The following is a 22,708-nucleotide window of genomic DNA, read 5'->3' as shown; positions in this document are numbered from 1 at the left end:
GGGTCCTGCCTACCCCGTGCCGGAGGTGTCGGCAGCGTGATGTGACGTGATTTCAGCGCACCGTCAGGGTGATGTCGCCCGGCGTGGTCCGCTCGACCGCCGGCCACCCGGTGTCGTGCGCGCGCTCGGCGGCCTCCGCGCGCCCGCCGCCGCGCAGCCCGAACAGCCGCTTGGCGACCAGGAGGTAGGCGACGACCGCGAGGTTGATCACCAGCGCGATCACCTTCGTCACGGTCGGGCCGTGGCTGATCTCCCAGATCTCGGGCGCGAGCAGGACCGTGGTGGCGACGAACGTCAGGTACTCCGCCCAGCGCCGGGCGTACCAGAGACCGACGGCCTCGACGGCCTCGAGCACCGCGTAGGCGAGCAGGGCCGCCGCGAGCCAGTACAGGGTGGCGCTCGCGACGTCGAAGGCGCGCTCGACCTCGACCAGCAGCGTCGGCCCGCCGTGCCCGACCGGCCCGCCGAGCGTCGCCTGCAGGATGCCGATGATCTGGCCGACGGTCGGGCCCCACGCCTCGCGGTAGGTGGCGAACGCCAGCACGGCGACGCCCAGCAGCCCGAGCCCGACGACGTGCACCGCCCGGTCGAGCGCGATGAGGCGCAGCACGAAGCGGTCGCGCAGCGGGCGACCGCGCAGCGGGACCTCGACCTCGCTGGGGCCGGGCACGGTGTCCCGGGTGGGTTCGGCGGGCGCCGGCCGCGGTTCCCAGGCGTCGCAGCGCAGGCAGCGGTACCAGCGCAGGCCGGCCGGGTTGGCGGCGTCCTCGCGGACCAGCGGCGCGTCCTGGGCACGCACGGTGGCCGCGTCGGTGCCGACGAGCGCGTGCCCGTGCAGCGCACAGCCCAGCAGCTCGTAGCGCAGCTTCACGGAGGGTGATGCTAGGCGGGAACGGCGCGGGCCGGGGAGGGGATCGCGGCGAGCACCTGGTCGGGCGTGACGGCGAGCAGGGCGGGGTCGGGGTCGTCGGCGAAGCGCTCGCCGCGCCGGGCCGTGTCGTCACCCAGGACGACGTGCGGCCCCTCGGGCGGCGGGCCCCACTGCGTCGCGGGCACCGGGCCGAAGAGGGTCACCGAGGGCGTGCCGAAGGCCGTGGCGACGTGGCTGACGCCCGTGTCGCCGGCGAGGACGAGCGAGGCGGCGGCGACGAGGTCGAGCAGCCCGGCGAGGTCGGTGCGCCCGCCGAGGTCGGCGTCGGCGGGCAGGCCGGCGCGGGCCACGACCTCGGCGGTCAGCGCGCGCTCGTCCGTGCCGCCGGTGACGACGACCGCCCGCCCCTGCCGGTGCAGCGCCGCGGCGCAGGCGGCGAAGCGTTCGGGCGGCCAGCGCTTGGACCCGTACGCGGCGCCGGGGTGCACGACCACCGGCCCGCCGGGGACGAGGCGGCGGCCGGGCAGGGCGAGGTCGTCGGCGTCGACCTCGTCGGGACCGACCAGCCCGGTGTCCACCAGCAGGTCGCACCACCGGCGGCGTTCCGGGCGGGCCGGGTCGTCGACCCACACCGGCCCGTCCCAGCCCGGTGCGGCATGGCCGATCCGGACCTCGGGCTCCAGTGCGTCCAACCGCGCGTGGCTCTCCGGCCCCTTGCCGTGGAGGTTGACGGCCGTATGTGAGCGAACTTCGGTGCTATAGCCCGGAAGTTCGCTCACATGGGAGTCGACCGCGTCGATGCGCGCCACCACCGGGGCGAGGGCGGCCGGGGCGACGAGGGTGATGTCGTGGTCGGGGAGGGCGCGGCGGAGCAGGCGCAGCGCGGGGACGGCGACGAGCAGGTCACCGAGGCCGAGGTCGCGTAGGACGACGGCTCTCACCGGGCGTCGCCGAGTCCTTCGCGCAGCTGGGCGAGGGTCTTGGCGAGCAGCCGCGACACGTGCATCTGCGAGATCCCGACCTGCTCGGCGATCTGCGACTGCGTGAGGTTCCCGAAGAAGCGCAGCTTGATGATCGTGCGTTCGCGCTGGGGGAGCTTCTCGAGCAGCGGGGCCAGCGACTGCTGGTACTCGACCTGGTCGAGCGCCGCGTCGGCCTCGCCGAGCAGGTCGGACACGGTGCCCGAGTCCGGGTCGTCGACGAGCATCTCGTCGAGCGACCCGCTGCGGTAGGCGTTCGAGGCCTCCAGCGCCTCGAGCACCTCCTCCTTCGCGATCCCGAGGTGCTCGGCGAGCTCGGCGGCGTTCGGCGCGCGGCCCAGCGTCTGCGACATCTGCGACATCGCCGAGGACAGCGTGACGTTGAGGTCCTTGAGCCGGCGCGGCACGCGCATCGACCAGGCCTGGTCGCGGAAGTGGCGCCGGACCTCGCCGGTGATCGTCGGCACCGCGTAGGACAGGAAGTCGGTGCCGCGCTCCGGGTCGTAGCGGTCGACGGCGTTGATCAGCCCGAGGGTCGCGACCTGCTCGAGGTCCTCCTCCGGCTCGCCGCGCCGGGAGAACCGGCGCGCGATGTGCTGGGCGACCGGCAGGTGTCCGCGGACCAGCTCGTCGCGCAGCCGCCGGCGCTCCGCCGTGCCCTTCTCGAGCGCGGCGTGCTCGGCGAGCATCGGCATGAGGTGGTCGTACTCGCCGCGCGAGCCGCTGCGCCGCCCGGTGCGGCCCCCGGACGTCTCGGAGGTCCCGGTGTTCTCCGTGGACCCGGTGCCCTCCGTGGACCCGCTGGTCTCGCCGTTCGTCGGGGCAGCGCCGTCGGCGGTGGGCGTACCGGTCACGCCGGCGGTGTCGGTCATGGCGTCGATCGAGCTCACATCCGGGGGATCGGCGGGTCGCGCCGGGGCGCGCGGGTCGGTGGGGTCGGGCGAGCCGGCCGGTGTCACGGAGCCGGGGCTCCGGGGCGTTCCGGGAAGGACGCGACGACGGCGAGGTCCTCGGCGTCGTCGGCGACCCCGGTGTCCCCGCGCGGCACCAGTTCCGGCCGTTCGAGCGTCATCCGCAGCGCGAGCCGGTGGGCGCCGCCCGGCTCGGTGGGGGCCTCGGCGAGAACACGGACGTCGTCGGCGAGCACGGTGAGCACCCGCCACGCGAACGTGTCGGTGGGCAGCGAGATCGGCCCGAGCGTCGAGACCGACACGGTCATCGTGATGCCGTCCTCGTCGACGCTGAACGTGCCGGTGAGCCGGGTGTCCGGCCGGGCGATGTCGGCGAGGCAGATGCACGCCTCGTCCACGGCGAGCTTGAGGTCGTCGACCGTGTCGAGCGGGAACTCGGCGCGCGCCGCGAGATCGCCGGCGACGGTGCGCACGGTGACCAGCGCCTCGGGGACCGCCAGCACCCGCACCTCGACGTCTCGCAACACCACCGGTCCCCGGTTCTCGGGGGGCAGGGGGCTGATCACGAGGGCTTCCTCCAGGTCGGTCACGCCCGCTCGGGGCCGAGGACGGACCGGCGAGGCTCCGGTCTCCCGGCGTGTACCCGGGGCCCCTGACCACAAACCGAGCCCGGTCGGCACCACACGGCGGGCACACGGCGCTGCGGAGGACCGGGACCCGTGGTGAGCTGCGCGTCCGTGAGCGCCCGACCGCGTGCCGTGCTGTTCGACCGCGACGGCACCCTCGTCGTGGACGTCCCCTACAACGGCGACCCCGCCGCCGTCCGGCCCGTCGCCGCCGCCGTCCCGGCGCTGGCCCGGCTCCGCGCCGCCGGCGTGCCCATCGGGGTGGTGAGCAACCAGTCCGGCGTCGCGCGCGGGCTGCTCACCGCCGACCAGGTGACGGCGGTCAACGCGCGCCTCGACGAGCTGCTGGGCCCGTTCGCCGTGATCCGGTGGTGCCCGCACGGCGCCGCCGACGGCTGCGCCTGCCGCAAGCCCGCCCCCGGGATGGTGCTGGACGCGGCCGCCACGCTCGGGCTGGCGCCCGGCGAGGTCGCCGTCGTCGGGGACATCGCCGCCGACGTCGGGGCCGCCGACGCGGCCGGCGCCCGGGCCGTGCTCGTGCCCACCGCCGCGACCCGCGCCGAGGAGGTCGCCGACGCCGCGGCGCGCGGGATCGTCGCCGACGACCTCCTCGCGGCGGTCGAGCTGCTGGGGTTCCGGCCGTGACCACGGGTCGAGCTCCGCAGGCTCCGTCTCCCGGGACCCGCGTCCTCGTCGTCCGCCTCGACAGCGACGGCGACGTCCTCCTGTCCGGCCCCGCCGTGCGGGCCGTGGCGGCCGGCGCCGACGAGGTGGTCGCCGTCGTCGGGCCCCGCGGGCGGCAGGCCGCAGGGCTGCTGCCCGGGGTCGACGACGTCCTGGTCTGGCGGTGCGCGTGGGTGGACCCCGAGCCGCCGCCGGTGACCCGCGGGGACACGGACGCGCTCGTCGACGCGCTCGCCGCGCTGGAGGCCGACGAGGCGGTGATCCTGACCTCGTTCCACCAGTCACCGCTGCCGACCGCGCTGGTGCTGCGCCTCGCCGGGGTCCCGCGGATCACCGCCGCGTCGGTCGACTACCCCGGCAGCCTGCTCGACGTCCGGCTGCGCCCCGGTGAGGATCTCCCGGAGGAGCTCCCCGAGCCCGAGCGCGCCCTGGCGATCGCGGACCGCGCGGGCTACGCGCTGCCGCCGGGCGACGACGGCCGCCTCGCGGTCACCGTCGACGACGCCGCGCGCCGCGAGGCCGAGCTGCTCGCCGGCACCGGCGACTACGTCGTGCTGCACCCGGGGGCGTCGGTGCCGGCGCGCGCGTGGTCGCCGCACCGCGCCGCCGAGGGCGTCGCCGCGCTCACCGCGGCCGGCCACCGGGTCGTCGTCACGGGCGCGCCGGGCGAGGCGGCGCTCACCGCCCGGGTCGCCGGGGACCACGGTGTCGATCTCGGCGGGCGCACCGGGTTCGGGTCGCTCGCGGCGGTGCTGGCCGGGGCGCGTGCGGTCGTGGTCGGCAACACAGGACCCGCCCACCTCGCCGCCGCCGTGGGTGTGCCGGTCGTCTCGTTGTTCGCCCCCGTCGTTCCCCCACAACGGTGGGCTCCTTACGCAGTGCGACGAATTCTGCTCGGCGACCAGGGCGCGCCGTGCCGCGGCACACGGGCCCGGAACTGCCCCGTCCCTGGTCATCCCTGCCTCGACACCGTGCGCGGCGACGACGTCGTCGCGGCGGTCGGCGAGATCCTCCACGGAGAGTAGTAGTTCCGGAGCGGGAGTTTATGGGCTCCGCCCGGAACCAATACCTCGCCGGTGACCTTCCCGTCCTCCGCCTCGCGGACCGCGCAGACGGCGCGCACCGTCCTGCACTGGCACGTCCACGGCTCGTGGACGACCGCCTTCGTGCAGGGCCGGCACACGTGCCTGCTGCCGGTCCTGCCCGAGGGCGGGCCCTGGGGCGGCGGCCGGCCCGCGGCGTGGGACTGGCCCGCCCGCGCCGAGGAGGCGACCCCGGAGCAGCTGCGCGACCGCGCCGACGACATCGACGCCGTCGTGCTGCAGCGGCCCGAGGAGATCGAGCTCACCGAGCGCTGGACCGGCCGGCGCCCGGGACGCGACCTGCCCGCCGTCTTCGTCGAGCACAACACCCCCAAGGGCGACGTGCCGTCGTCCCGGCACCCGCTGGCCGACCGCGACGACATCCCCGTCGTCCACGTCACGCACTTCAACGCCCTCATGTGGGACACCGGCCGCGCACCGGTCCGCGTGATCGAGCACGGCGTGCTCGACCCCGGCGAGCGCTACACCGGCGAGCTCGACCGGGCGGCGGTCGTCGTCAACGAGCCGGTGCGCCGCGGGCGCGTCACCGGCACCGACCTGCTCGCGGGGTTCGCCGACACCATCGGTCTCGACGTCTACGGGATCGGCAGCGAGCGCCTGGGCGAGGCCGTGCGCCACCCCGGCGTCGCGATCGGCGGCGATCTCCCGCAGGACCGGCTGCACACCGAGATGGCCCGGCACCGCGCCTACCTGCACCCGGTGCGGTGGACGTCGCTGGGCCTGTCGCTGATCGAGGCGATGATGCTCGGGATGCCGGTGGTCGCGTTGGCCACCACCGAGGCGGCGGTCGACGTCCCGGCCGACGCCGGCGTCGTCGCCACCGACCTGCGGGCTCTGCACGAGGGCCTGCGCACCTTCCGCGACGACCCCGGGCTCGCCCGCGCGGCGGGCAGCGCCGCCCGCGCCGCGGCGCTCGCCCGGCACGGCGTCGGCCGCTTCCTCGACGACTGGGACCGGCTGCTCGACGAGGTGGTCGAGGACCGTGCCGCCTCCGACCGGGTCCCCGCTCGCCACACGCTGACCACGGTGTCCTGACCAGCACGTCCAGCCCTGCGGCGTCCTGACCTGCGGCGCCCCCGCCTCCGGCGTTCCCGTCTCCGGCGTCCTGCCGCCGGGGCCTGACCTTCGCGGGAGACGAGGACCGGTCCAGACCACGGGCCGGGCCCGGTCCCTCCTGTCCTCATCGGCGCCCACGCGCGCCTTCGGTGATCCACGTCCCGGCCCTGTGCGGGCCGAGGGAGGAGTGCGCATGCGGATCGCGATGGTGTCCGAGCACGCCAGTCCGCTCGCGGCCTCGGCCGGGCTCGGCGGGGTCGACGCCGGCGGCCAGAACGTCGCCGTGCGCGCGCTGGCGCTGGCGCTGGCCGACGCCGGCCACGAGGTCGTCGTCCACACCCGCCGGACCGACCGGACGTCACCGCGACGGGTGCCGATCGCGCCGCGCGTGGTCGTCGACCACGTCGACGCCGGCCCGCCGCGCGAGCTGCCCAAGGACGACCTCGTCGACCACATGGACGCCTTTTCGGCGGAGCTGGCCGCCTGCTGGCGCGACGCGGTCCCCGACGTCGTGCACGCGCACTTCTGGATGTCGGGTCTCGCGGCGCTGCCCGCGGCCCGCGCGCTCGGGGTGCCGGTCGTGCAGACGTTCCACGCCCTCGGGTCGGTCAAGCGCCGCCACCAGGGCGCCGACGACACGAGCCCGCCGCGCCGCGTCGCGGTCGAGAGCGACCTCGGCGCCTCGGTCGACCGGGTGCTCGCGACGTGCCGCGACGAGGTCGACGAGCTCGTCGCGCTCGGCGTGCCCGCCGACCGGGCGACGGTCGTGCCGTGCGGTGTGGACGTCGGCCACTTCACGCCGGGCGGCGCGGTCGCCGGCGACGACTTCCGGGTGCTGACCGTCAGCAGGCTCGTCCCGCGCAAAGGCGTCGACACCGTGATCGCCGCGCTGGCGCAGCTGCCCGACGACGTCTCGCTGGTCGTCGCCGGCGGGCCGCGGCTCCCGGAGCTCGACGACGACCCCGAGGTGGCGCGGCTGCGGGACCTCGCGCGTGCGGCCGGGGTCGCCGACCGTGTCCGGTTCGCCGGCGCGGTCGGCCACGACGCGCTGCCGGAGCTGTACCGCTCCGCCGACGCCGTGGCCTGCGTACCGGTCTACGAGCCGTTCGGCCTCGTGCCGCTCGAGGCGATGGCGTGCGGGCGGCCCGTCGTCGCGGCCCGGGTCGGCGGGCTCGCCGACACCGTCGTCGACGGCGTCACCGGCCACCACGTCCGTCCCGGCGACCCGGCCGCGGTGGCCGCGGCGCTCGCGGGGCTGCGCGCCGACCCGGCGCGGGCCCGCGCGCTCGGCCGCGCCGGGCGCCGCCGCACCGAGACCGAGTACGGCTGGGACCGCGTCGCCGCGGCCACCGCCCGGGTGTACCGCGAGGTCGCGGCCACCGTTCCCGCGCTGAGGACCGCGCTGACCACCGGGAGCCCCGCATGAGCGTCGAGATCGTCCACCAGCACCTCGGCGGTCTGCGCGCCACGCTCGACGGGCTCGCCGGCGAGTCCGGGCGCATCGAGCGGTGGGGCGGCGAGATCGCCGACCGCCTGCGCCGCGGCGCGCGCCTGCTCGCGGCGGGCAACGGCGGCAGCGCCGCCGAGGCCCAGCACCTCACCGCCGAGCTCGTCGGGCGCTACCGCGGCGAGCGCGAGCCGCTCTCGGCGATCGCGCTGCACGCCGACACGTCGACGGTCACCGCGCTGGGCAACGACTACGGCTACGAGGAGGTGTTCGCCCGCCAGGTCCGTGCGCACGGGCGGCCGGGCGATCTCCTCGTCCTGCTCTCGACCAGCGGGTCGAGCCCCAACCTCGTCGCGGCCGCCGAGGCCGCCCGCGCGCTCGGGCTGACCGTCTGGGCGCTGACCGGACCGGGCCCCAATCCGCTCGCCGCCGCCGCGACCGAGGCGCTCTGCCTGCCCGGCGCGACACCCTCGGTGCAGGAGGCGCACCTCGTCACGGTGCACCTGCTGTGCGAGATGGTCGACAAGGCGCTGACCCGCGCGCCGCGGGCCGCCGCCGAGGAGCTCGTCCCGTGAGCCCGCGGACCCGCGGCTCGATCGTGGTGGTCGGCGACTGCCTGCGCGACGTCGACGTGGTCGGCGCCGTGGAGAAGCTCTGCCCCGACGCGCCCGCCCCGGTGCTCGGCGCCGCGGAGCGTCGCGAACGGCCCGGCGGCGCCGGGCTCACGGCGCTGCTCGCGGCGCGCAGCACCGACCGGCCGGTGCGGCTGGTGACGGTGCTGGGGCCGGGGGATCCCGTCGGTGCCCTGCTGCCCGGCGTCGACGTCGTGGCGGCGGTCGCCGAGGGCACGGTCCCGACCAAGACCCGGATGATCGCCGACGACCGCGTGCTCCTCCGGGTCGACGACGGCGGGCTGGGATCGTTCGCGGTGTCGCCGGCGATGGTCGACGCCATCGCCGGCGCGGGCGTCGTGCTGGTGTCGGACTACGGGCGCGGGATGACCGCCGACCCGGCGGTCCGCGCGGCGCTGTCCGAGGCCGCGGCGCGCGTCCCCGTCGTCTGGGACCCGCACCCCCACGGCGCCCCGCCCGTCCCCGGCGCCACCCTCGTCTCCCCGAACCTGGCCGAGGCGCGTGGCTACGTGAGCGAACTTCCGGGCTATGGCACCAAAGTTCGCTCACATACCTTCCCGGCCGAACCCGCCGCGCTCGGCGAGGCGCTGCGCGAGCACTGGGGCGTCGACGCCGTCGCCGTGACCGCGGGCGCCGAGGGCGCGGTGCTGCGCGCGGCCACGGGGACGTCCGTCGTGCCCGCGGCGCCCGCCCGCGGCGGCGACCCGTGCGGGGCCGGCGACCGCTTCGCCGCGAGCGTCGCGGTCGCGCTGGTCGAGGGCGCGGCGGTCGACGACGCGGTGGGGGAGGCCGTCGCCGCCGCGGCGGCGTTCGTCGCCGCCGGGGGCGCCGGGGCGCTCGACGCGCCCGGCCCCGACGACACGCCCGATCCCGTCGCCGCCGCCCGCGCCCGCGGCGCCACGGTCGTCGCCACCGGCGGCTGCTTCGACCTGCTGCACGCCGGGCACGCCCGCACCCTCGCCGCGGCGCGCGCACTCGCCGGCGAGCACGGCGTGCTCGTCGTCTGCCTGAACTCCGACGCCTCGGTGCGCCGGCTCAAGGGCCCCGACCGGCCCGTGGTCAGCGAGGCCGACCGCGCCGAGATGCTCCGCGCGCTCGCCGCCGTCGACGCCGTCGAGGTGTTCGACGAGGACGACCCGCGGGCGGTGCTCGACCGCCTGCGCCCCGACGTGTGGGTCAAGGGCGGCGACTACGCGACCGACGAGCTCCTCGAGACCCCGCTGGTCCGCAGCTGGGGCGGGGAGGTCGTCGCCGTGCCGTACCACGCCGGTCGCTCGTCGACCCGGCTGCTGGCGCGCCTGGAGACCGACCCCGTCACTTCTGGAGGAACCCCATGACCAGCACTCCCGGCACCGTCCTCGTCACCGGCGGCTCGTCCGGCCTCGGCGCCGCCGTGGCCGACGCCGTCGCCGCGCAGGGCGGCACCCCCGTCGTGCTCGACCTCAAGGCCCCCGACGCGGGGCACGCCTTCGTCGAGGTCGACCTCGCCGACACCCGCGCCGCCGAGTCCGCCGTGGCCCGCGCGAGCGAGCAGGTCGGTGGGCTCGACGCCGTCGTCACCGCCGCGGGCATCGACCGCTGCGGGCGCCTCGTCGACGTCGACCCGGGCGAGTGGGACCGCGTCGTCGCGGTGAACCTGCTGGGCACCGCCGCCGTCGTCCGCGCCGCGCTGCCCGAGCTCGAGACCCGGCGCGGCAAGGTCGTCACGGTCTCCTCGACGCTGGGGGTCAAGGCCGTGTCGGACGCGACCGCCTACTGCGCGTCGAAGTTCGGCGTCGTCGGCTTCACGCGCGCGCTCGCCGCCGAGACCGCGGGGCGGGTCGGGGTGACGCTGCTGGTCCCCGGCGGCATGTGGACCCACTTCTTCGACGACCGCCCCGACCAGTACAAGCCCGGCGCCGACGCAAAGCTCAACGACCCCGCCCAGACCGCCGACGCCGTGCTCTACGCGCTGTCGCGGCCGGCGGGCAGCGAGGTCCGCGAGCTCGTCGTCACCTCGTCGGAGGAGGGCTCGTACCCGTGACGGGCCCGCGTTCAGCGCAGGTCGGCGGCGGCCGCCTCCGCGTCCGGGTAGGTGTCGAACAGCTCGGTGAGCCCGGTGAGGGTCAGGGCGCGGCCCGCCGTGCGCGGCACGCCCGCGAGGCGCAGCTGGCCGTCGCGGGCGATCGCGGCCTCGCGCTCGGCGATGAGCAGCGCCAGGCCGGCGGAGCCCATGAAGTCGACCCCGGCGAGGTCGAGCACGACGTGCGTCGCGCCGGCGTCGACCTGCTCGGCGATCGCAGAGCGCAGCGGGCTCGCGGAGGCGGTGTCGATGTCGCCCACGGGGCTGATCACGACCACGTCCGGGCCGAGGAAACGGGCGGTGATGGTGTCCGTCGGGTCGCCCGCGGTTTCGAGCGAAGTGTCGGGTCGAGGCGCGTCACTGGCCATCGGTACTCCCAGGACTGGCGGGTCACCCCGTCGGGGTCGAGGTGGAGGCCGACAGTACCGAGCCCCTCCCGGCGGCGCCGGACGGCGGGAACGACACCGGCCGACCGCACCCGTGCGGGTTCCCCCGGAAGGAGGCACGGCTGATGGCCGCGCCCGACGTCGCGCGCACCACCGGAACGGAGCTGCCGCTGGCGGCGGCGCCGCTGGCGGCCGACCTGCCCGCCCGTCTCGCCGCGGCGGCACCGCGGGTCGTGGTGCTCGGCGACACGGTGCTCGACCAGTGGCTCACCGGCCCGTCGCGGCGCCTGTCCCGCGAGGCCCCGGTGCCGGTCGTGGAGGTCGACCACACCCGCGGCTCGCCGGGCGCCGCCGCCAACACCGCCGCCAACCTCGCCGCGCTCGGCGCGCGGACCGCGCTGGTGACGGTCCTCGGCGACGACGCGGACGCGGCGACCCTGCGGGAGCTGCTGGCGGGCCACGGCGTGGACCTGGCCGGCGTCGTCACGGACCCGTCGCGACCGACCGCGGCCAAGCGCCGGGTGCTGGCCGACGACGCGCTGGTAGCGCGGTTCGACACGACCCCGGGAGCGTCGCCGGACGCGGCGGTGCGCGCCGCGGTGCACGACGCGCTGCGCGCCGCGGTCGACGGCGCCGACGCGGTGGTCGTCTGCGACTACGAGGGCGGGCTGCTCGGCGAGGACGCCGTCGCCCTGGTGGGCTCGCTGGTGGGCCCGCCCGACAGCCGGGCGTGCCGTCTGGTCGTCGACGCCCACGACCCGGCGCGCTGGGCGCCGGCGGACCCCGACGTCGTCACCCCGAACGCGGGCGAGGCGGCACTGCTGCTCGGCCGCTCGCTGGGCGCGAACGGCGACCGCGTGGCGGCCGCCGAGGCCGCGGGCCCCGAGCTGCGCGCACGGTCGGGGGCGGGCGCCGTCGTCGTCACCCTCGACCGCGACGGGGCGCTGCTGCTGCCCGACACGGCCGCGCCGTCGCACCGCACGTTCTCCCGGCCCGCGCCGGACGCCAACACCTGCGGGGCGGGGGACACGTTCACCGCGGCGCTGTCGCTCGCGCTCGCGGCCGGCACCCCGGCCCCGACGGCCGTCGAGCTGGCGCAGGCCGCCGCCGACGTCGTCGTCGGCCGGCCCGGGACGTCGGTGTGCGGCACCGGCGAGCTCGCCGAGCGCGTCGCCGCCGCCGAGGGCCCGCTGCTGGACGCGGCGTCGCTGGCGGCGGTCGTCGACGAGCAGCGGGTCGCGGGCCGGCGGGTGGTGTTCACCAACGGGTGCTTCGACGTCGTGCACCGCGGGCACGTGGCGTCGCTGAACCAGGCCAAGCGCCTCGGCGACGTGCTCGTGGTGGCGCTGAACTCCGACGACTCGGTGGCGCGCCTCAAGGGCCCGTCGCGGCCCGTGAACCCGCTGGCCGACCGCGCGGCGGTGATCGGGGCGCTGAGCTGCGTCGACCACGTCACGGTGTTCGACGACGACACCCCCGCCGAGCTGCTCGAGCTGCTGCGCCCCGACGTCTACGCCAAGGGCGGCGACTACACCCCCGAGATGCTGCGCGAGACAGCGACGGTGACCTCCTACGGCGGGCGCGTCGTCATCCTCGACTACCTGCCCGACCGCTCGACGAGCGCGATCGTGGAGCGGATCCGGGGGACGCCGTGATCGACGTCCTGATCCCGACGCGCGGGCGTCCCGTCGAGCTCGCCACCACCCTCGCCGGGCTCGCCGCGCAGACCGGCGTGCCGTACTCGCTGACGATCGCCGACCAGTCCGACGGCGACCCGTCGTGGGACACCCCGCCGGCGTGGACGCTGATCCGCTGGCTGCGCCGGCGCGGGGTGTCGGTCGCGTTGCACCGTCGGGGGTCGCGGCGCGGGATGGCCGAGCAGCGGGCGTTCCTGCTGTCGTGCGCCTCGGCTCCGGCGGTGCTCTACCTCGACGACGACGTGTGGCTCGAGCCCGGCGCCCTGGACCGGCTGCACCGGGCGCTGTCCGAGCTGCGCTGCGGGGTGGTCGGCGCGGCGATGCAGGCGCTGAGCCACGCCGACGACCGGCGGCCCGACGAGGTCACGTCCTTCGCGCGCTGGTCCGGGCCGGTGGAGCCGGAGACCCTCGTGAAGGACGGCCCGGGCTGGGACCGCTGGCGCCTGCACAACGCGGCGAACGGGCTGCACCTGGCGGAGTCGCTGGATCTCGACGGGCCGGGCGAGCCCGTGCCGTCGCCCGAGCGCTACGTGCCCTACCGGATCGCGTGGGTGGCGGGGTGCGTGCTGTTCGACCGCGCGGCGCTGGTGGAGGCCGGCGGGTTCGAGTTCTGGCGCGACGTGCCGCCCGACGCGCACGGCGAGGACGTGTACGCGCAGCAGCGGGTGATGGCGAGGTCCGGCGCCGCCGGCGTCCTGCCCCCCGGCGCCTACCACCAGGAATCGCCGACCGCCCTCCCCGACCGCGGCGTCTCCGCGGTCGACGCCCTCCCTACGTGACCGAACTTCGGGGCTATAGGCCCAAAGTTCGCTCACGTATGCGGATGGAGCCGTTCGACCCCCCGCTGCGTCGAACCTCGTGTGGACGAGTTCGACGACTGGGCGCGGATCCTCGCGACCCAGCACAGAGTGGTGACCCGCCGGCAACTCCTGTCGAGGGGCTTCACGGACGACGGCATCCAGGCCCAGCTCGACGCCGGGCGGTGGCAGCGTGTCCACGAGAGCGTCTACGCGCTGTTCTCGGGTCCGCTGCCGATCGAGGCGCTCAGGACCGCCGCGCTGATGGCGTGCCCCAGCGGCGCCGTGCTCAGTCACGAGAGCGCCGCCGAGGTGCACGGCTTCTTGAAGCCCGATCCGGAGCGGCCGGTCCACGTCACCGTTCGGTACGGAGGCTCGGCCGCGCGATCGGACGGGGTGAAGGTCCACCGGTCCCGGGCGTTCGCGCACATCGTCGTCGCGGGCAGCGATCCGCCGCGGACGAGCCGGGTCCACACCGTGCTGGACCTCGCCATGGCGGCGCCGGACGCCGAGGAGGCGAAGCGGCGCGCCCACCAGTACGCGCTCGACGCCCGCGTCCACCCGCTCGCCCTCGCGCGTGCCGTGGAGCTCCGCCGCCCGCGGAAGTTCAGGACCGCCATCGACGCCGCGGTGGGCTTGTTGCGCGAAGGGGTGCTGTCCGCGCTGGAGCAGCGCTACCTCGTGGACGTCGAGCAGGCGCACGGCTTGCCCGTCGGGATCCGCCAGGCACCTGTCCTCGTCGACGGGGTGCAGCGCTACGAGGACGTCGTCTACGACCTGCCGCAGGGACGCGCGATCGTGCGGCTCGACGGCTTCGGCTACCACGGCGATGAGCGGACGGCGCTCCTCGACCGCCGCCGCTCTGCGGCTGCGGTGCTCGACGGCACGCCCTCCATCCCGTTCGGGTGGGACGAGGTCACGAAGGACACCTGTCGAACCACCCGCGAGGTCGAGGCACTCCTGCGGCCACTCGGGTGGGAGGGCGTGCTCCTGGCGTGCCCCGTATGTGAGCGAACTTTGGGGCTATAGCCCCAAAGTTCGCTCACGTAGGGCCGCGGCGACCGCGTGGACGCGGGGGTCGGCGAGGAGGTCGGGGAGGGGTGTGGAGAGGGGGATGCGCCAGTTCGGGTAGGCGTCGATCGTGCCCGGCAGGTTCGGTTGCCGGACGTCGCCGAGGACGTCGGTGAACGCCGCGAGGACGATCCGCGAGCGCGCGGTCGCCAGCAGGCGGTGCATCGCCAGGACGACGGCGTCGGGATCGGACGGGTCCACCGCGAACCCCTCGGCGCGCAGCAGCGACAGCAGCTCGTCCCGGTCCCGCGCCGCGTCGGCGTAGGCGGCGTCGACGTCGGTCAGCACGCCGGCCTCGGCGCGGGCGCGCACGTGCTCGTCGCGCAGGAATCCCGCCGCCGTGGGCAGGTCGTGCGTGGACACCGACGCCAGCGTCTCGGGGTGCCAGCGCCGCGGCGGCAGCAGCGCGCCGTCGTCGGAGCGCTGGAACCACATCACCGCGCACCCGAGCATGCCGTGGTCCGCCAGCCCGGACGTGACCTCCCGCTCCACGGTCCCCAGGTCCTCGCCCACCACCACGGCCCCGGCCCGCGACGCCTCGATCGCCACCACCGCGAGCATCGCCCGCGCGTCGTAGTGCACGTAGGCGCCCTCGCGCGCCCCCCGGCCCGGCGGGATCCACCACAGCCGCCACAGCCCCGCGACGTGATCGACGCGCAGGCCGTCGGCGTGGCGCAGCACGCCGCGGATCATGGCGCGCAGCGGGGCGTACCCCGACGAGGCGAGCGCGTCCGGGCGCCACGGCGGGAGCGCCCAGTCCTGGCCCTGCTGGTTGAAGTCGTCGGGCGGGGCGCCGACCGTCACCCCGCGGGCCAGCGCCCCGGCCAGCGTCCACGCGTCGGCGCCGCCCGCCGAGCACCCGACCGCCAGGTCGGCGATCAGCCCGACGGCCATCCCGCCGGCGGCCTCGTGCGCCGTGGCGAGCTGGGCGTCGGCGAGGTCGAGGCACCACGCGTGGAACAGGATCCGGTCGGCCAGCTCGGTCCGGGCCGCGGCCACGCCGGTGTCGTCGACGTGCTGCAGGTCGGCGGGCCACTCGTGCAGGTCGCTGCCGTGGCGCTCGGCCAGCGCGTACCAGGTGGCGACGTCGCGCTGGTCGGCGTCGAGCCCGTCGAGGTCGCGCGGGAAGGACGCCGCGGACGGCGCGAGCAGCTCCAGCGCCGCCCGCTTGGCCGCCCACACCGCGTCGTGGTCCACCAGGTCGCCCGACGCGGGCCGCAGCTCCGCGACCGCGGCACGCACCGACGCCGGCGCGTCCGCGTACGCTGCCGTGTCCTCCACGCGCACGTAGAGCGGGTGCAGGAACCGCCGGCTCGACGGCGAGTAGGGCGACGGTTCCACCCGCGGCGCCAGGGCGAGGGCGTGCAGCGGGTTGACCAGCAGCGCCCCCGCGCCCTGCTCGGCCGCGGTCCTGGCGAGCAGCGAGGCGAGGTCGGCGTAGTCCCCGCACCCCCACGACCCGGGCGAGCGCAGCGCGTAGAGCTGCACCATCCACCCCCACGTCGGCGGGGGCGGCTCCAGGCGCGGCGGGGGCACGATCACCGTGACGTCCCGGTCGCCGCCGGTCAGACGGTGGTAGCCGACGGGCAGGTCCGCGGGCAACGTCGTGCCCACCGCGCGCTCCCCGCCGTCCTCGAGCACGACGGTCCCCGCGAAGGGCAACGGCCTCGCGGCGTCGACCACCAGCGTCGGCGGGAGGCGCTCGGGGTCCGCGGAGCGCACCGCCTCCAGCGACGCGGCGAGCGCCGCCGGGGTGGTGGCGTCGACGTCGAGCGCGGTCAGGACGTCGACGACGACGCCGCGGTCGACCTCGACCTCCTGCTCACCGCTGTCGCGGTAGCGCACGGCGATGCCGTGGGCGGTGGCGAGCTCGGCGAGCTCCGGCTCGACGGGCTCGGGCACCGGATTCCCCCAGGAACGGGTCGACGGGATGAGGTGCGGAGGATGTCAGGCCGAGGGCCGGCGCCGCGGGGCGGGCGGCAGTTCCTCGGCCCCGGCGGAGCGACGCCGGGCGCGCGCGGCGACGTCGTCGGCGACGGCGCCCGCGGCGGTCCCGGGGCGGCGGACGTGTGCGAGCGCGGCGACCGCGCTCTCGGCGAGCCCGGCGAGGGCGGCGGCGCGGCGGACGCTCCACCCCCGGGCCAGCAGGGCGGCCGCGAGCTCGCGCGCGGCGACGGTGTCACGGCGGGCCCGGCGCGCGAGGGAGCTCAGGTCCGACGGCGGGGTCGGACGCGCGGGGTCGGTCACGACCGTGACGGCCCGGGGCTGGGGGAGCGGCTCGGGGACCGGCTCGGTGCTGCGGGGCGTGGGCAGGGTCTCGGGAGCGGCGGCCGGCGGGGCCATGGTGGGCGTGGTGGGCTCGTGGAGCACGGTCACCTTCTGTCGTCGTCTCGGTCACCCCGGGGATGGGCCGCGAGGGCCCGGCGCGAAACGTGACGATCACGCCGGGGCGAGCAACTGCTTCTCCCGCACCAGCGGCAGCGACAGCGTGCGGTACCCGCCCTCGTCGAAGAGGACCACGACCGACTCCTCGGCGACCGTCGTCACGGTCCCGCGGCCCCACTCGCCGTGGCGGACGGCCTCGCCCGGCGCCGGGTCGCCGTCGCGGGATCCCGCCCGGCGGCCCGGGTCGCCCGGGAGCCCCGCGTCGCAGTGGTCGCAGTGGCCGCACGCCGCCTCACGGACGTCGCCGAGCACCTCCAGCAGCGTCCGCCGTCGGCATCCGGTGCCCTCCGCGAAGCGGCGCACCAGCTCGACCTTGCTCTGCTCGCGTTCCCGGCGGCGGAGGACGAGCGCGGCGGCGCCCGCGGCCAGCTCTCCGAGGTCGCCGTCGGCCAGCGCGTCCCCGGCCGCGAGGCGGCGACCGGGCAGGGAGCGCACCGCCCCCAGCGCCACCAGCGCGGGCACCGCCCGGGCCAGCGCGGCCTTCGACAGGCCCGCCGGGCGCGCCAGGTCCTCCTGGGCGACGCCGTCGGGGTTCTGCGCGATCGCCGCGAGCACCGTCCGCAGGGCGCCGGGCCGGGCGTCGCGCCCGGAGGCGAAGAGCTTCGGGCGACCGAGGTCCTGGGGCCGGTGGAACAGCACGGCGCGCGCGGGCCCGCCGTCGCGCCCGGCCCGGCCGCTCTCCTGGTGGTAGGCGTCGATCGACGTCGGCGTGTCGCCGTGGACGACCCAGCGCACGTCGGGCTTGTCGATGCCCATGCCGAACGCGCTGGTCGCGACGACGACGGGGACCTCGCCCGCCATGAACGCGTCCTGCACCCGGGCGCGCTCGGCGGCCTTCATGCCACCGTCGTAGGCCTCGGCCGGGATCCCCTGAGCGCGCAGGCGGTCCCGCACGAGCGTCGTGTGCGCCCGGGTGGTGACGTAGACGATGCCGCTGTCGCCGAGGTCGACCACCTCGCGCACGACGCGCTCCCACTTCGCGTCCTCGTCGTGGACGAGGTGGCCGGCGAGGTGGATGTTGGGCCGGTCGGTGTCACGGACGACGACGCACGCGTCCGGCACCCCGAGCAGCTCGAGGATCTCCTGGCGGGCCGGCACCGACGCGGTCGCGGTGAGCGCCAGCACGCGCGGACGCCCGAGACGCCGCCGGGCCACCGCGAGACCGAGGTAGTCGGGGCGGAAGTCCGGGCCCCAGTCGCAGACGCAGTGCGCCTCGTCGACGGCGAGCAGCGTCGGGGCGCCCGCCGCGAGCGCGTCCAGGACGTCGGGACGGGCGAGCTGCTCGGGCGAGGTCACGAGCACGTCGAGCCCGCCGTCGCCGAAACGGGCCAGCACCGCGTCGCGGTCGGCGACCGTCGAGTTCAGCGCCTCCGCCCGCAGGCCGGCGTCGGCGAGGTGGGCGACCTGGTCGTGGTGCAGCGACAGCGTCGGCGACACCACGACCGTCGGCCCGCCCAGGACGAGCCCGGTCACCGCGTACACCGCGGTCTTGCCGGCGGCCGGGGGCAGGACGGCCAGGCAGTCGTCGCCGAGCGCGCCGAGCACGGCCTCGCGCTGGCCGTCGCCCAGCGCGGCCCCGTCGCCGAGGACGCGGGCGACGGCCGCGTCGACGGCGTCTCCGGTGGCGCGGTCGACGGGTCCGCAGGGGCCGAGGAGGTCCTCGGGGGCGTTGGTCACCGGCCGGTGGTAGCCGACGGCGTCGCGCCGGAAACGGCGTTCGTGAGGGCCGGGACCCGGGTACGCCCGCCCGGTGGAACTGGTGCACGTCGAGCCCTACGGTCCCGGCCTCGGACGCCGGCGTCGCGGCAAGGGCTGGAGCTACTTCGACCGCGAGACCTCCGAGACCGTGACGGACCCGGTGCACCTCGACCGGATCCGGAAGATCGTGATCCCGCCCGCGTGGCAGGACGTGTGGATCTGCGCCGACCCGGCCGGCCACATCCAGGCCGTGGGCACCGACGCCGCGGGACGCCGCCAGTACCGCTACCACGAGGAGTGGACGCGCCGGCGCGACACCGAGAAGTTCGACCGCGTCCTGCGTCTCGGCCACGTCATCGGCGACGCCCGCACCGAGATCGGCGCCCGCCTGGGCCGCGGCCGGGGCCTCGGTCGTGACCGCGTGCTCGCGGGCGCGGTGTGGATGCTCGACCTCGGCGTCTTCCGCGTCGGCGGTGAGGAGTACGCGAGCGACGACTCGCCCGGCGACGCCTCCTTCGGGCTCGCCACGCTGCGCCGGGAGCACGCGATCGCCCGCCGCGACGGCGGCGTCGTGTTCAGCTACACGGCCAAGTCGGGCGTGCCCCGGCGTGTGACGTTGCACGACGAGCACGTCCACGGGCTGGTCAGCTCGCTCAAGCGCCGTCGCGGCGGCGGGGAGGACCTGCTCGCCTACCGGCGCGGCGGGCGTGGCGGCGACCGCGGGCCGTGGCACGACGTCACCGCCCAGGACGTCAACGACGCCGTGCGCGAGCTGATCGGCGACGAGTTCACCGCGAAGGACCTGCGGACGTGGAACGCCGGCGTCCAGGCCGCGGTGGCACTGGCGGGGGAGTGCGACGAGGGCGGCGCGCCCCCGCGCGCCCAGCGCCGCCAGCAGAACGCGGTGACCCGCACGATGAAGGCCGTCGCCGAGACGCTCGGCAACACCCCGGCGGTGTGCAAGCGGTCCTACGTCGACCCGGTGCTCGTCACCCACTTCGAGTCCGGTCGCACGATCGCCGAGGCGGTGCGCGACGGCGCGGGGCTCGACGACCAGGCGATGCGCGCCCACGTCGAGCGCGCCGTCCTGCTGCTGCTCGACCAGCGGGGGACGCCGGCTCCGGCACTGGCGGCCTAGGACCGGCGTCTCGGTACTGGCTGTCCAGTACCGGCTGCCTACTCCGTCCGCATCTCCGCCCAGACGGTCTTGCCGTCGCGGTGCGCCTCGACGCCCCAGGCGCTGGCGACCGCGGCGACCATCGCCAGCCCCCGCCCGCGCGGCGAGCTCGGGTCGGGCAGGTGCACCGCGGGCAACGGGGCGAGGTCGAAGTCGCGCACCGTGAGCAGGAACGTGTGCTCGCGGCGCTCGACCTCCACCACGGAGGTGCTCGCCGCGTGCTCGACCGCGTTCGTCACCAGCTCGGTCACCACGATCTCCGCGGCCTCGCGGGCCTCCTCGTCCACCGTCCAGCGCGCGCAGACCCGACGCACGTGGCCGCGGGCCTCACCCGGGGCCCGTGGATCGACCTGGAAGTGCCAGAACGAGCGCACCAGCTCCGGGCGCTCGTCGAGGTGGGCCGCGGCGGAGGCGACGTCGGGGTGGACCGGGACGCGCTGGGCGACGCGCGAGCTGACGAGCAGCGCGGCCATCGTCGGGTCCGGGGCGGCCAGGGCCAGCCGGACCTCGGGCCACTCGCCGGCGCGGGACGCGGCCTCGGCGAAGGCGTAGACGGCACCGGAGTGCGTCAACCGGACCCCGGAGAGGTCGACGACGACCGCTCCGTGGTCCCGCAGGGCCTCGCTCAGCCGTGTCACCAGGAGGTGCGCGGTGATCTCGGACAGGGGACCCGACAGCGCCACGACGACCGGGGCGCGGGATCCGTCGGCGACGGCCGCGGCGGGTGCGTCGGCGACGGCGGTGCGCCCGATCCCCAGGCCGTCGTGGCCCGGTGTGTCGGCCGCCCCCGCGGTCGTCTCGCCGTCCCCCGTCTGCTCGAGGGCCAGCTCGATCCTTGTGCTCACGACTCACCTCGGGGCCCTGGTACCCCGCCCTCCGGGCGCCCATGCGCGTCCTGTCGTCGCGCTGCGCCGGGCGGGCGGGCGGGCGGTACCGACGCGCCGAGCGGCGTCCGGGGCGCCATGATGGAGGTCATGAGCGAACAGGACGAAGCACCCTCGTCCGCGTTGGCGGCGGCGGCCGCGTCGGGCGCGGGAGACGGGGCGGGGACCGGCGACCTGGTGTCCTCACCGGGCGCGGTCATGCGCGTGGCCGGGATGGTCGGCAAGCTCGTGGAGGAGGTCCGGGCCGCGCCGCTCGACGAGGCGGGGCGCTCGCGGCTGGCCGACATCCACGAGCGCTCGATCCGGGAGCTCGAGCAGGGGCTCGCGCCGGAGCTGCGCGACGAGCTCCACCGGATCACCCTGCCGTTCACCGGCGACGCCACGCCGTCTCAGGCCGAGCTGCGCATCGCGCAGGCCCAGCTCCTGGGGTGGCTGGAAGGGCTGTTCCACGGCATCCAGAGCGCCGTGCTCGCCCAGCAGATGGCCGCGCGCGGCCAGCTGGAGCAGATGCGTCAGGGACGCGGCCGCGTCGTCACCGGTGGGGACGGCGGAGGAATGGGCGGTGGGCAGTACCTCTGACGTGTGGTGCGGTCAGCGGGCTTCGTAGACGACGGCGCCCTCGGGCGGGGTGAAGCTGCGGGCGCCGCGCAGGGCCGACCGGCGCTCGTCCTCGGTCAGGCCGCCCCACACGCCGTACGGCTCGCGGGTGGCGAGGGCGTGCCGGCGGCACGGCTCGATGACGGGGCAGGACGCGCAGACCTTCTTGGCCTCGGCGGCCCGGTGCTCACGGCGGGGGCCGCGCTCGCCGTCCGGGTGGAAGAAGAAGCTCGAGTCCATCCCACGGCACGCTCCGTGGAGCTGCCAGTCCCACTCGTCGATGATGGGACCCGGCAGAAGTCGGATGTCGGCCATCGCGGTCCTCCCAGTCGGGGGCGGCCGGTCGAAGGCGGTGTCCCCCGGCACGGCAGGTGCAGCGGCGGTATCCCCCTCCCTCCGCGGCCGCAAACACCCCTGAACGGCCCAGTGACCACCCCGATCGTGGGTTCCGGATCCGCAGGAGAGGGCGGGGTTGTGGTGTGACGTCACCGGCCGCGTCGTGAAGGGGTGCCCACGGGGGGTGACGAGTACGCTGCCGAGCACGGCAAGTACGTTGCCGCTCACCGGGCCGCGTGCCCGGCGCACATCCGACAGGACCGGAGGGGGACCAGACGCCGTGGCCACCGATGACGACCTCACTGCTGAGGACCCGCTCGGCGTCGACGTCCAGCGGTCGAACGGCGCGTCGGTGATCCGGCTGGCCGGAGAGATCGACATGCTGACGACGCCGGCGTTGCGGGCGAAGGTGAACGAAGAGCTCCAGGGCAAGCCCACGGTGCTCGTGCTGGACATGCTCTCGGTCGAGTTCCTCGGCTCGAGCGGGCTGGCGCTGCTCGTCGAGGCCCTCGACGAGTCCCGCAACCGCGACGTCGCGCTGCGCCTCGTCGCGAACTCGCGCCCGGTGAGCCGGCCGCTGCAGGCGACGGGTCTCACCGACCTGTTCGCGCTCTACCCGTCGGTCGAGGCCGCCCTCGCCGGATGATCGGTGCCGGGCGCCTGCCGTCCACGACGGACGCGCCGCTACGGTGACCCCGCCATCGACCTCCTCACCTGCCGCGAAACGGAGATCAGCAGCCGTGCAGACGCCGGAACCGCAGCAGCGTGATCGCTCGTCCACCGTCACGACGGGCGTGGACGCCACGGGCGGGCTGGCCGAGACCCCGACCCCGGTCGAGGTCCGCGTGCACGCCGACCCCGCCCTCATCCCGTCGGTGCGCGCCGTCGCCGCCGACCTCGCCGCCCGGGCCGACTTCGACCTCGACGCCGTCTCCGACCTGCGGATGGCGGTCGACGAGGCGTGCTCGGCGCTGGTGCCGCTGGCCCGCGAGGGCGGGCAGCTGCGCTGCGGGTTCGCCATGGCCGAGGGGCGCATCGACGTGATCTGCCGCGTGCCGGTCACCGGCCAGGCCTCGCTGCGCCAGGACACCTTCGGCTGGCGGGTGCTCACGACGCTGACCGACGACGCCCAGGTCCTCGACGCCGACCCCGAGTGGCTCGGCATCCACCTGCGCAAGCAACGGCTCACCCCGTGAGCGAGCCGGCGCGCGCCCTCGCGGGTGACGCGGGAGGCTCGTCGCAGGCCGG

At 76.4% G+C, this 22,708-nt stretch carries 24 protein-coding genes; 14 read left to right on the top strand and 10 right to left on the bottom strand.

Going from position 1 to position 22,708, the window contains the following annotated elements:
* Positions 1-52: 52 nt before the first annotated feature.
* The 4 genes from ACR9E3_RS26130 to ACR9E3_RS26115 form a co-directional block, all read right to left on the bottom strand.
* Positions 53-871, bottom strand: a complete 819-nt coding sequence (locus ACR9E3_RS26130) for a DUF2127 domain-containing protein (protein ID WP_460383658.1) — start codon at positions 869-871, stop codon at positions 53-55.
* Between the two features lie 11 nt (positions 872-882).
* Entirely contained in the window at positions 883-1,812 is a 930-nt protein-coding gene (locus ACR9E3_RS26125) for a glycosyltransferase family 9 protein (RefSeq protein ID WP_460383657.1), read from the bottom strand.
* Positions 1,809-2,723 (bottom strand): SigB/SigF/SigG family RNA polymerase sigma factor, encoded by a 915-nt coding sequence (locus ACR9E3_RS26120; RefSeq protein ID WP_460383656.1) that lies wholly within the window; start codon positions 2,721-2,723, stop codon positions 1,809-1,811. The genes ACR9E3_RS26125 and ACR9E3_RS26120 overlap by 4 nt, the downstream gene beginning before the upstream one ends.
* An 83-nt stretch (positions 2,724-2,806) precedes the next feature.
* Positions 2,807-3,352, bottom strand: a complete 546-nt coding sequence (locus tag ACR9E3_RS26115) for an ATP-binding protein (RefSeq protein WP_460383654.1) — start codon at positions 3,350-3,352, stop codon at positions 2,807-2,809.
* A gap of 147 nt (positions 3,353-3,499) precedes the next feature.
* Here ACR9E3_RS26115 and ACR9E3_RS26110 point away from each other — a divergent pair, with 147 nt between their 5' ends.
* The 7 genes from ACR9E3_RS26110 (at position 3,500) to ACR9E3_RS26080 (ending at position 10,333) form a co-directional block, all read left to right on the top strand.
* Positions 3,500-4,033 carry an HAD-IIIA family hydrolase gene (locus ACR9E3_RS26110; RefSeq protein ID WP_460383653.1) on the top strand — a complete coding sequence of 178 codons (534 nt, stop codon included), beginning with the start codon at positions 3,500-3,502 and terminating at the stop codon, positions 4,031-4,033.
* On the top strand, positions 4,030-5,097 hold the full coding sequence (locus ACR9E3_RS26105) for a glycosyltransferase family 9 protein (RefSeq protein WP_460383652.1): 1,068 nt from the start codon (positions 4,030-4,032) through the stop codon (positions 5,095-5,097). Before ACR9E3_RS26110 ends, ACR9E3_RS26105 begins: the two co-directional genes overlap by 4 nt.
* A gap of 51 nt (positions 5,098-5,148) precedes the next feature.
* Entirely contained in the window at positions 5,149-6,210 is a 1,062-nt protein-coding gene (locus ACR9E3_RS26100; protein WP_460383650.1) for a glycosyltransferase, read from the top strand.
* Between the two features lie 214 nt (positions 6,211-6,424).
* Entirely contained in the window at positions 6,425-7,657 is a 1,233-nt protein-coding gene (locus ACR9E3_RS26095; protein ID WP_460383649.1) for a glycosyltransferase, read from the top strand.
* Positions 7,654-8,253, top strand: coding sequence for a D-sedoheptulose-7-phosphate isomerase (locus ACR9E3_RS26090; protein WP_460383648.1), 600 nt, complete (start codon positions 7,654-7,656; stop codon positions 8,251-8,253). Before ACR9E3_RS26095 ends, ACR9E3_RS26090 begins: the two co-directional genes overlap by 4 nt.
* On the top strand, positions 8,250-9,647 hold the full coding sequence (locus ACR9E3_RS26085; RefSeq protein ID WP_460383647.1) for a PfkB family carbohydrate kinase: 1,398 nt from the start codon (positions 8,250-8,252) through the stop codon (positions 9,645-9,647). Before ACR9E3_RS26090 ends, ACR9E3_RS26085 begins: the two co-directional genes overlap by 4 nt.
* Positions 9,644-10,333: an SDR family oxidoreductase gene (locus tag ACR9E3_RS26080; protein WP_460383646.1), complete on the top strand. Its 690-nt coding sequence runs from the start codon at positions 9,644-9,646 to the stop codon at positions 10,331-10,333. The genes ACR9E3_RS26085 and ACR9E3_RS26080 overlap by 4 nt, the downstream gene beginning before the upstream one ends.
* 11 nt (positions 10,334-10,344) lie before the next feature.
* Here ACR9E3_RS26080 and ACR9E3_RS26075 read toward each other — a convergent pair whose 3' ends face one another.
* Positions 10,345-10,740 (bottom strand): STAS domain-containing protein, encoded by a 396-nt coding sequence (locus ACR9E3_RS26075; protein WP_460383645.1) that lies wholly within the window; start codon positions 10,738-10,740, stop codon positions 10,345-10,347.
* A 143-nt stretch (positions 10,741-10,883) separates the two neighbouring features.
* Here ACR9E3_RS26075 and rfaE2 point away from each other — a divergent pair, with 143 nt between their 5' ends.
* The 3 genes from rfaE2 to ACR9E3_RS26060 all read left to right on the top strand — a co-directional run bounded on the left by rfaE2 (position 10,884) and on the right by ACR9E3_RS26060 (position 14,281).
* Positions 10,884-12,413, top strand: a complete 1,530-nt coding sequence (gene rfaE2 / locus ACR9E3_RS26070) for a D-glycero-beta-D-manno-heptose 1-phosphate adenylyltransferase (RefSeq protein WP_460383644.1) — start codon at positions 10,884-10,886, stop codon at positions 12,411-12,413.
* Positions 12,410-13,234, top strand: a complete 825-nt coding sequence (locus ACR9E3_RS26065) for a glycosyltransferase family 2 protein (RefSeq protein ID WP_460383643.1) — start codon at positions 12,410-12,412, stop codon at positions 13,232-13,234. The genes rfaE2 and ACR9E3_RS26065 overlap by 4 nt, the downstream gene beginning before the upstream one ends.
* A gap of 81 nt (positions 13,235-13,315) precedes the next feature.
* Complete coding sequence (locus ACR9E3_RS26060; protein ID WP_460383642.1) at positions 13,316-14,281, top strand: hypothetical protein; 966 nt, start codon at positions 13,316-13,318, stop codon at positions 14,279-14,281.
* Here ACR9E3_RS26060 and malQ read toward each other — a convergent pair.
* From malQ to ACR9E3_RS26045, 3 genes are all read right to left on the bottom strand, one after another.
* Positions 14,276-16,225: a 4-alpha-glucanotransferase gene (gene malQ / locus ACR9E3_RS26055; RefSeq protein WP_460383641.1), complete on the bottom strand. Its 1,950-nt coding sequence runs from the start codon at positions 16,223-16,225 to the stop codon at positions 14,276-14,278. The genes ACR9E3_RS26060 and malQ overlap by 6 nt on opposite strands.
* A gap of 45 nt (positions 16,226-16,270) precedes the next feature.
* Positions 16,271-16,699, bottom strand: coding sequence for a hypothetical protein (locus ACR9E3_RS26050; RefSeq protein ID WP_460383640.1), 429 nt, complete (start codon positions 16,697-16,699; stop codon positions 16,271-16,273).
* Positions 16,700-16,762: 63 nt separating this feature from the next.
* Entirely contained in the window at positions 16,763-18,445 is a 1,683-nt protein-coding gene (locus ACR9E3_RS26045) for a RecQ family ATP-dependent DNA helicase (RefSeq protein ID WP_460383639.1), read from the bottom strand.
* A gap of 73 nt (positions 18,446-18,518) precedes the next feature.
* Between ACR9E3_RS26045 and ACR9E3_RS26040 the strand changes: the two genes are divergently transcribed.
* Positions 18,519-19,604 carry a DNA topoisomerase IB gene (locus ACR9E3_RS26040; protein WP_460383638.1) on the top strand — a complete coding sequence of 362 codons (1,086 nt, stop codon included), beginning with the start codon at positions 18,519-18,521 and terminating at the stop codon, positions 19,602-19,604.
* 38 nt (positions 19,605-19,642) lie between these two features.
* Here the strand turns inward: ACR9E3_RS26040 and ACR9E3_RS26035 are convergent, their stop codons facing one another.
* On the bottom strand, positions 19,643-20,488 hold the full coding sequence (locus ACR9E3_RS26035) for an ATP-binding protein (RefSeq protein ID WP_460383637.1): 846 nt from the start codon (positions 20,486-20,488) through the stop codon (positions 19,643-19,645).
* A 120-nt stretch (positions 20,489-20,608) separates the two neighbouring features.
* Here ACR9E3_RS26035 and ACR9E3_RS26030 point away from each other — a divergent pair, with 120 nt between their 5' ends.
* Entirely contained in the window at positions 20,609-21,106 is a 498-nt protein-coding gene (locus ACR9E3_RS26030; protein ID WP_460383636.1) for a bacterial proteasome activator family protein, read from the top strand.
* Positions 21,107-21,118: 12 nt separating this feature from the next.
* On the opposite strand, the gene ACR9E3_RS26025 is transcribed toward ACR9E3_RS26030, so the two are convergent.
* Positions 21,119-21,439 (bottom strand): WhiB family transcriptional regulator, encoded by a 321-nt coding sequence (locus ACR9E3_RS26025; RefSeq protein WP_285658880.1) that lies wholly within the window; start codon positions 21,437-21,439, stop codon positions 21,119-21,121.
* 301 nt (positions 21,440-21,740) lie between these two features.
* Here ACR9E3_RS26025 and ACR9E3_RS26020 point away from each other — a divergent pair, with 301 nt between their 5' ends.
* Both ACR9E3_RS26020 and ACR9E3_RS26015 read left to right on the top strand, forming a co-directional pair.
* On the top strand, positions 21,741-22,106 hold the full coding sequence (locus ACR9E3_RS26020) for an anti-sigma factor antagonist (RefSeq protein ID WP_274192486.1): 366 nt from the start codon (positions 21,741-21,743) through the stop codon (positions 22,104-22,106).
* Between the two features lie 148 nt (positions 22,107-22,254).
* Entirely contained in the window at positions 22,255-22,656 is a 402-nt protein-coding gene (locus tag ACR9E3_RS26015; RefSeq protein ID WP_460383634.1) for an ATP-binding protein, read from the top strand.
* Positions 22,657-22,708: the final 52 nt, after the last annotated feature.

The sequence above is a fragment of the Actinomycetospora sp. C-140 genome (assembly GCF_054796175.1).
The sequence above is the reverse complement of the archived record's forward strand: the minus strand, read 5'-3'. Positions and strand labels throughout refer to the sequence as shown.

What these genes read in the sequence shown, in the direction of transcription:
- rfaE2 (WP_460383644.1), top strand. Translation starts at nt 10,884, where the DNA reads ATGGCCGCGCCCGACGTCGCGCGCACCACCGGAACGGAGCTGCCGCTG.
- ACR9E3_RS26025 (WP_285658880.1), bottom strand. Translation starts at nt 21,439, where the DNA reads ATGGCCGACATCCGACTTCTGCCGGGTCCCATCATCGACGAGTGGGAC.
- ACR9E3_RS26030 (WP_460383636.1), top strand. Translation starts at nt 20,609, where the DNA reads ATGGAGGTCATGAGCGAACAGGACGAAGCACCCTCGTCCGCGTTGGCG.
- ACR9E3_RS26090 (WP_460383648.1), top strand. Translation starts at nt 7,654, where the DNA reads ATGAGCGTCGAGATCGTCCACCAGCACCTCGGCGGTCTGCGCGCCACG.
- ACR9E3_RS26075 (WP_460383645.1), bottom strand. Translation starts at nt 10,740, where the DNA reads ATGGCCAGTGACGCGCCTCGACCCGACACTTCGCTCGAAACCGCGGGC.
- ACR9E3_RS26120 (WP_460383656.1), bottom strand. Translation starts at nt 2,723, where the DNA reads ATGACCGACACCGCCGGCGTGACCGGTACGCCCACCGCCGACGGCGCT.
- ACR9E3_RS26095 (WP_460383649.1), top strand. Translation starts at nt 6,425, where the DNA reads ATGCGGATCGCGATGGTGTCCGAGCACGCCAGTCCGCTCGCGGCCTCG.
- ACR9E3_RS26080 (WP_460383646.1), top strand. Translation starts at nt 9,644, where the DNA reads ATGACCAGCACTCCCGGCACCGTCCTCGTCACCGGCGGCTCGTCCGGC.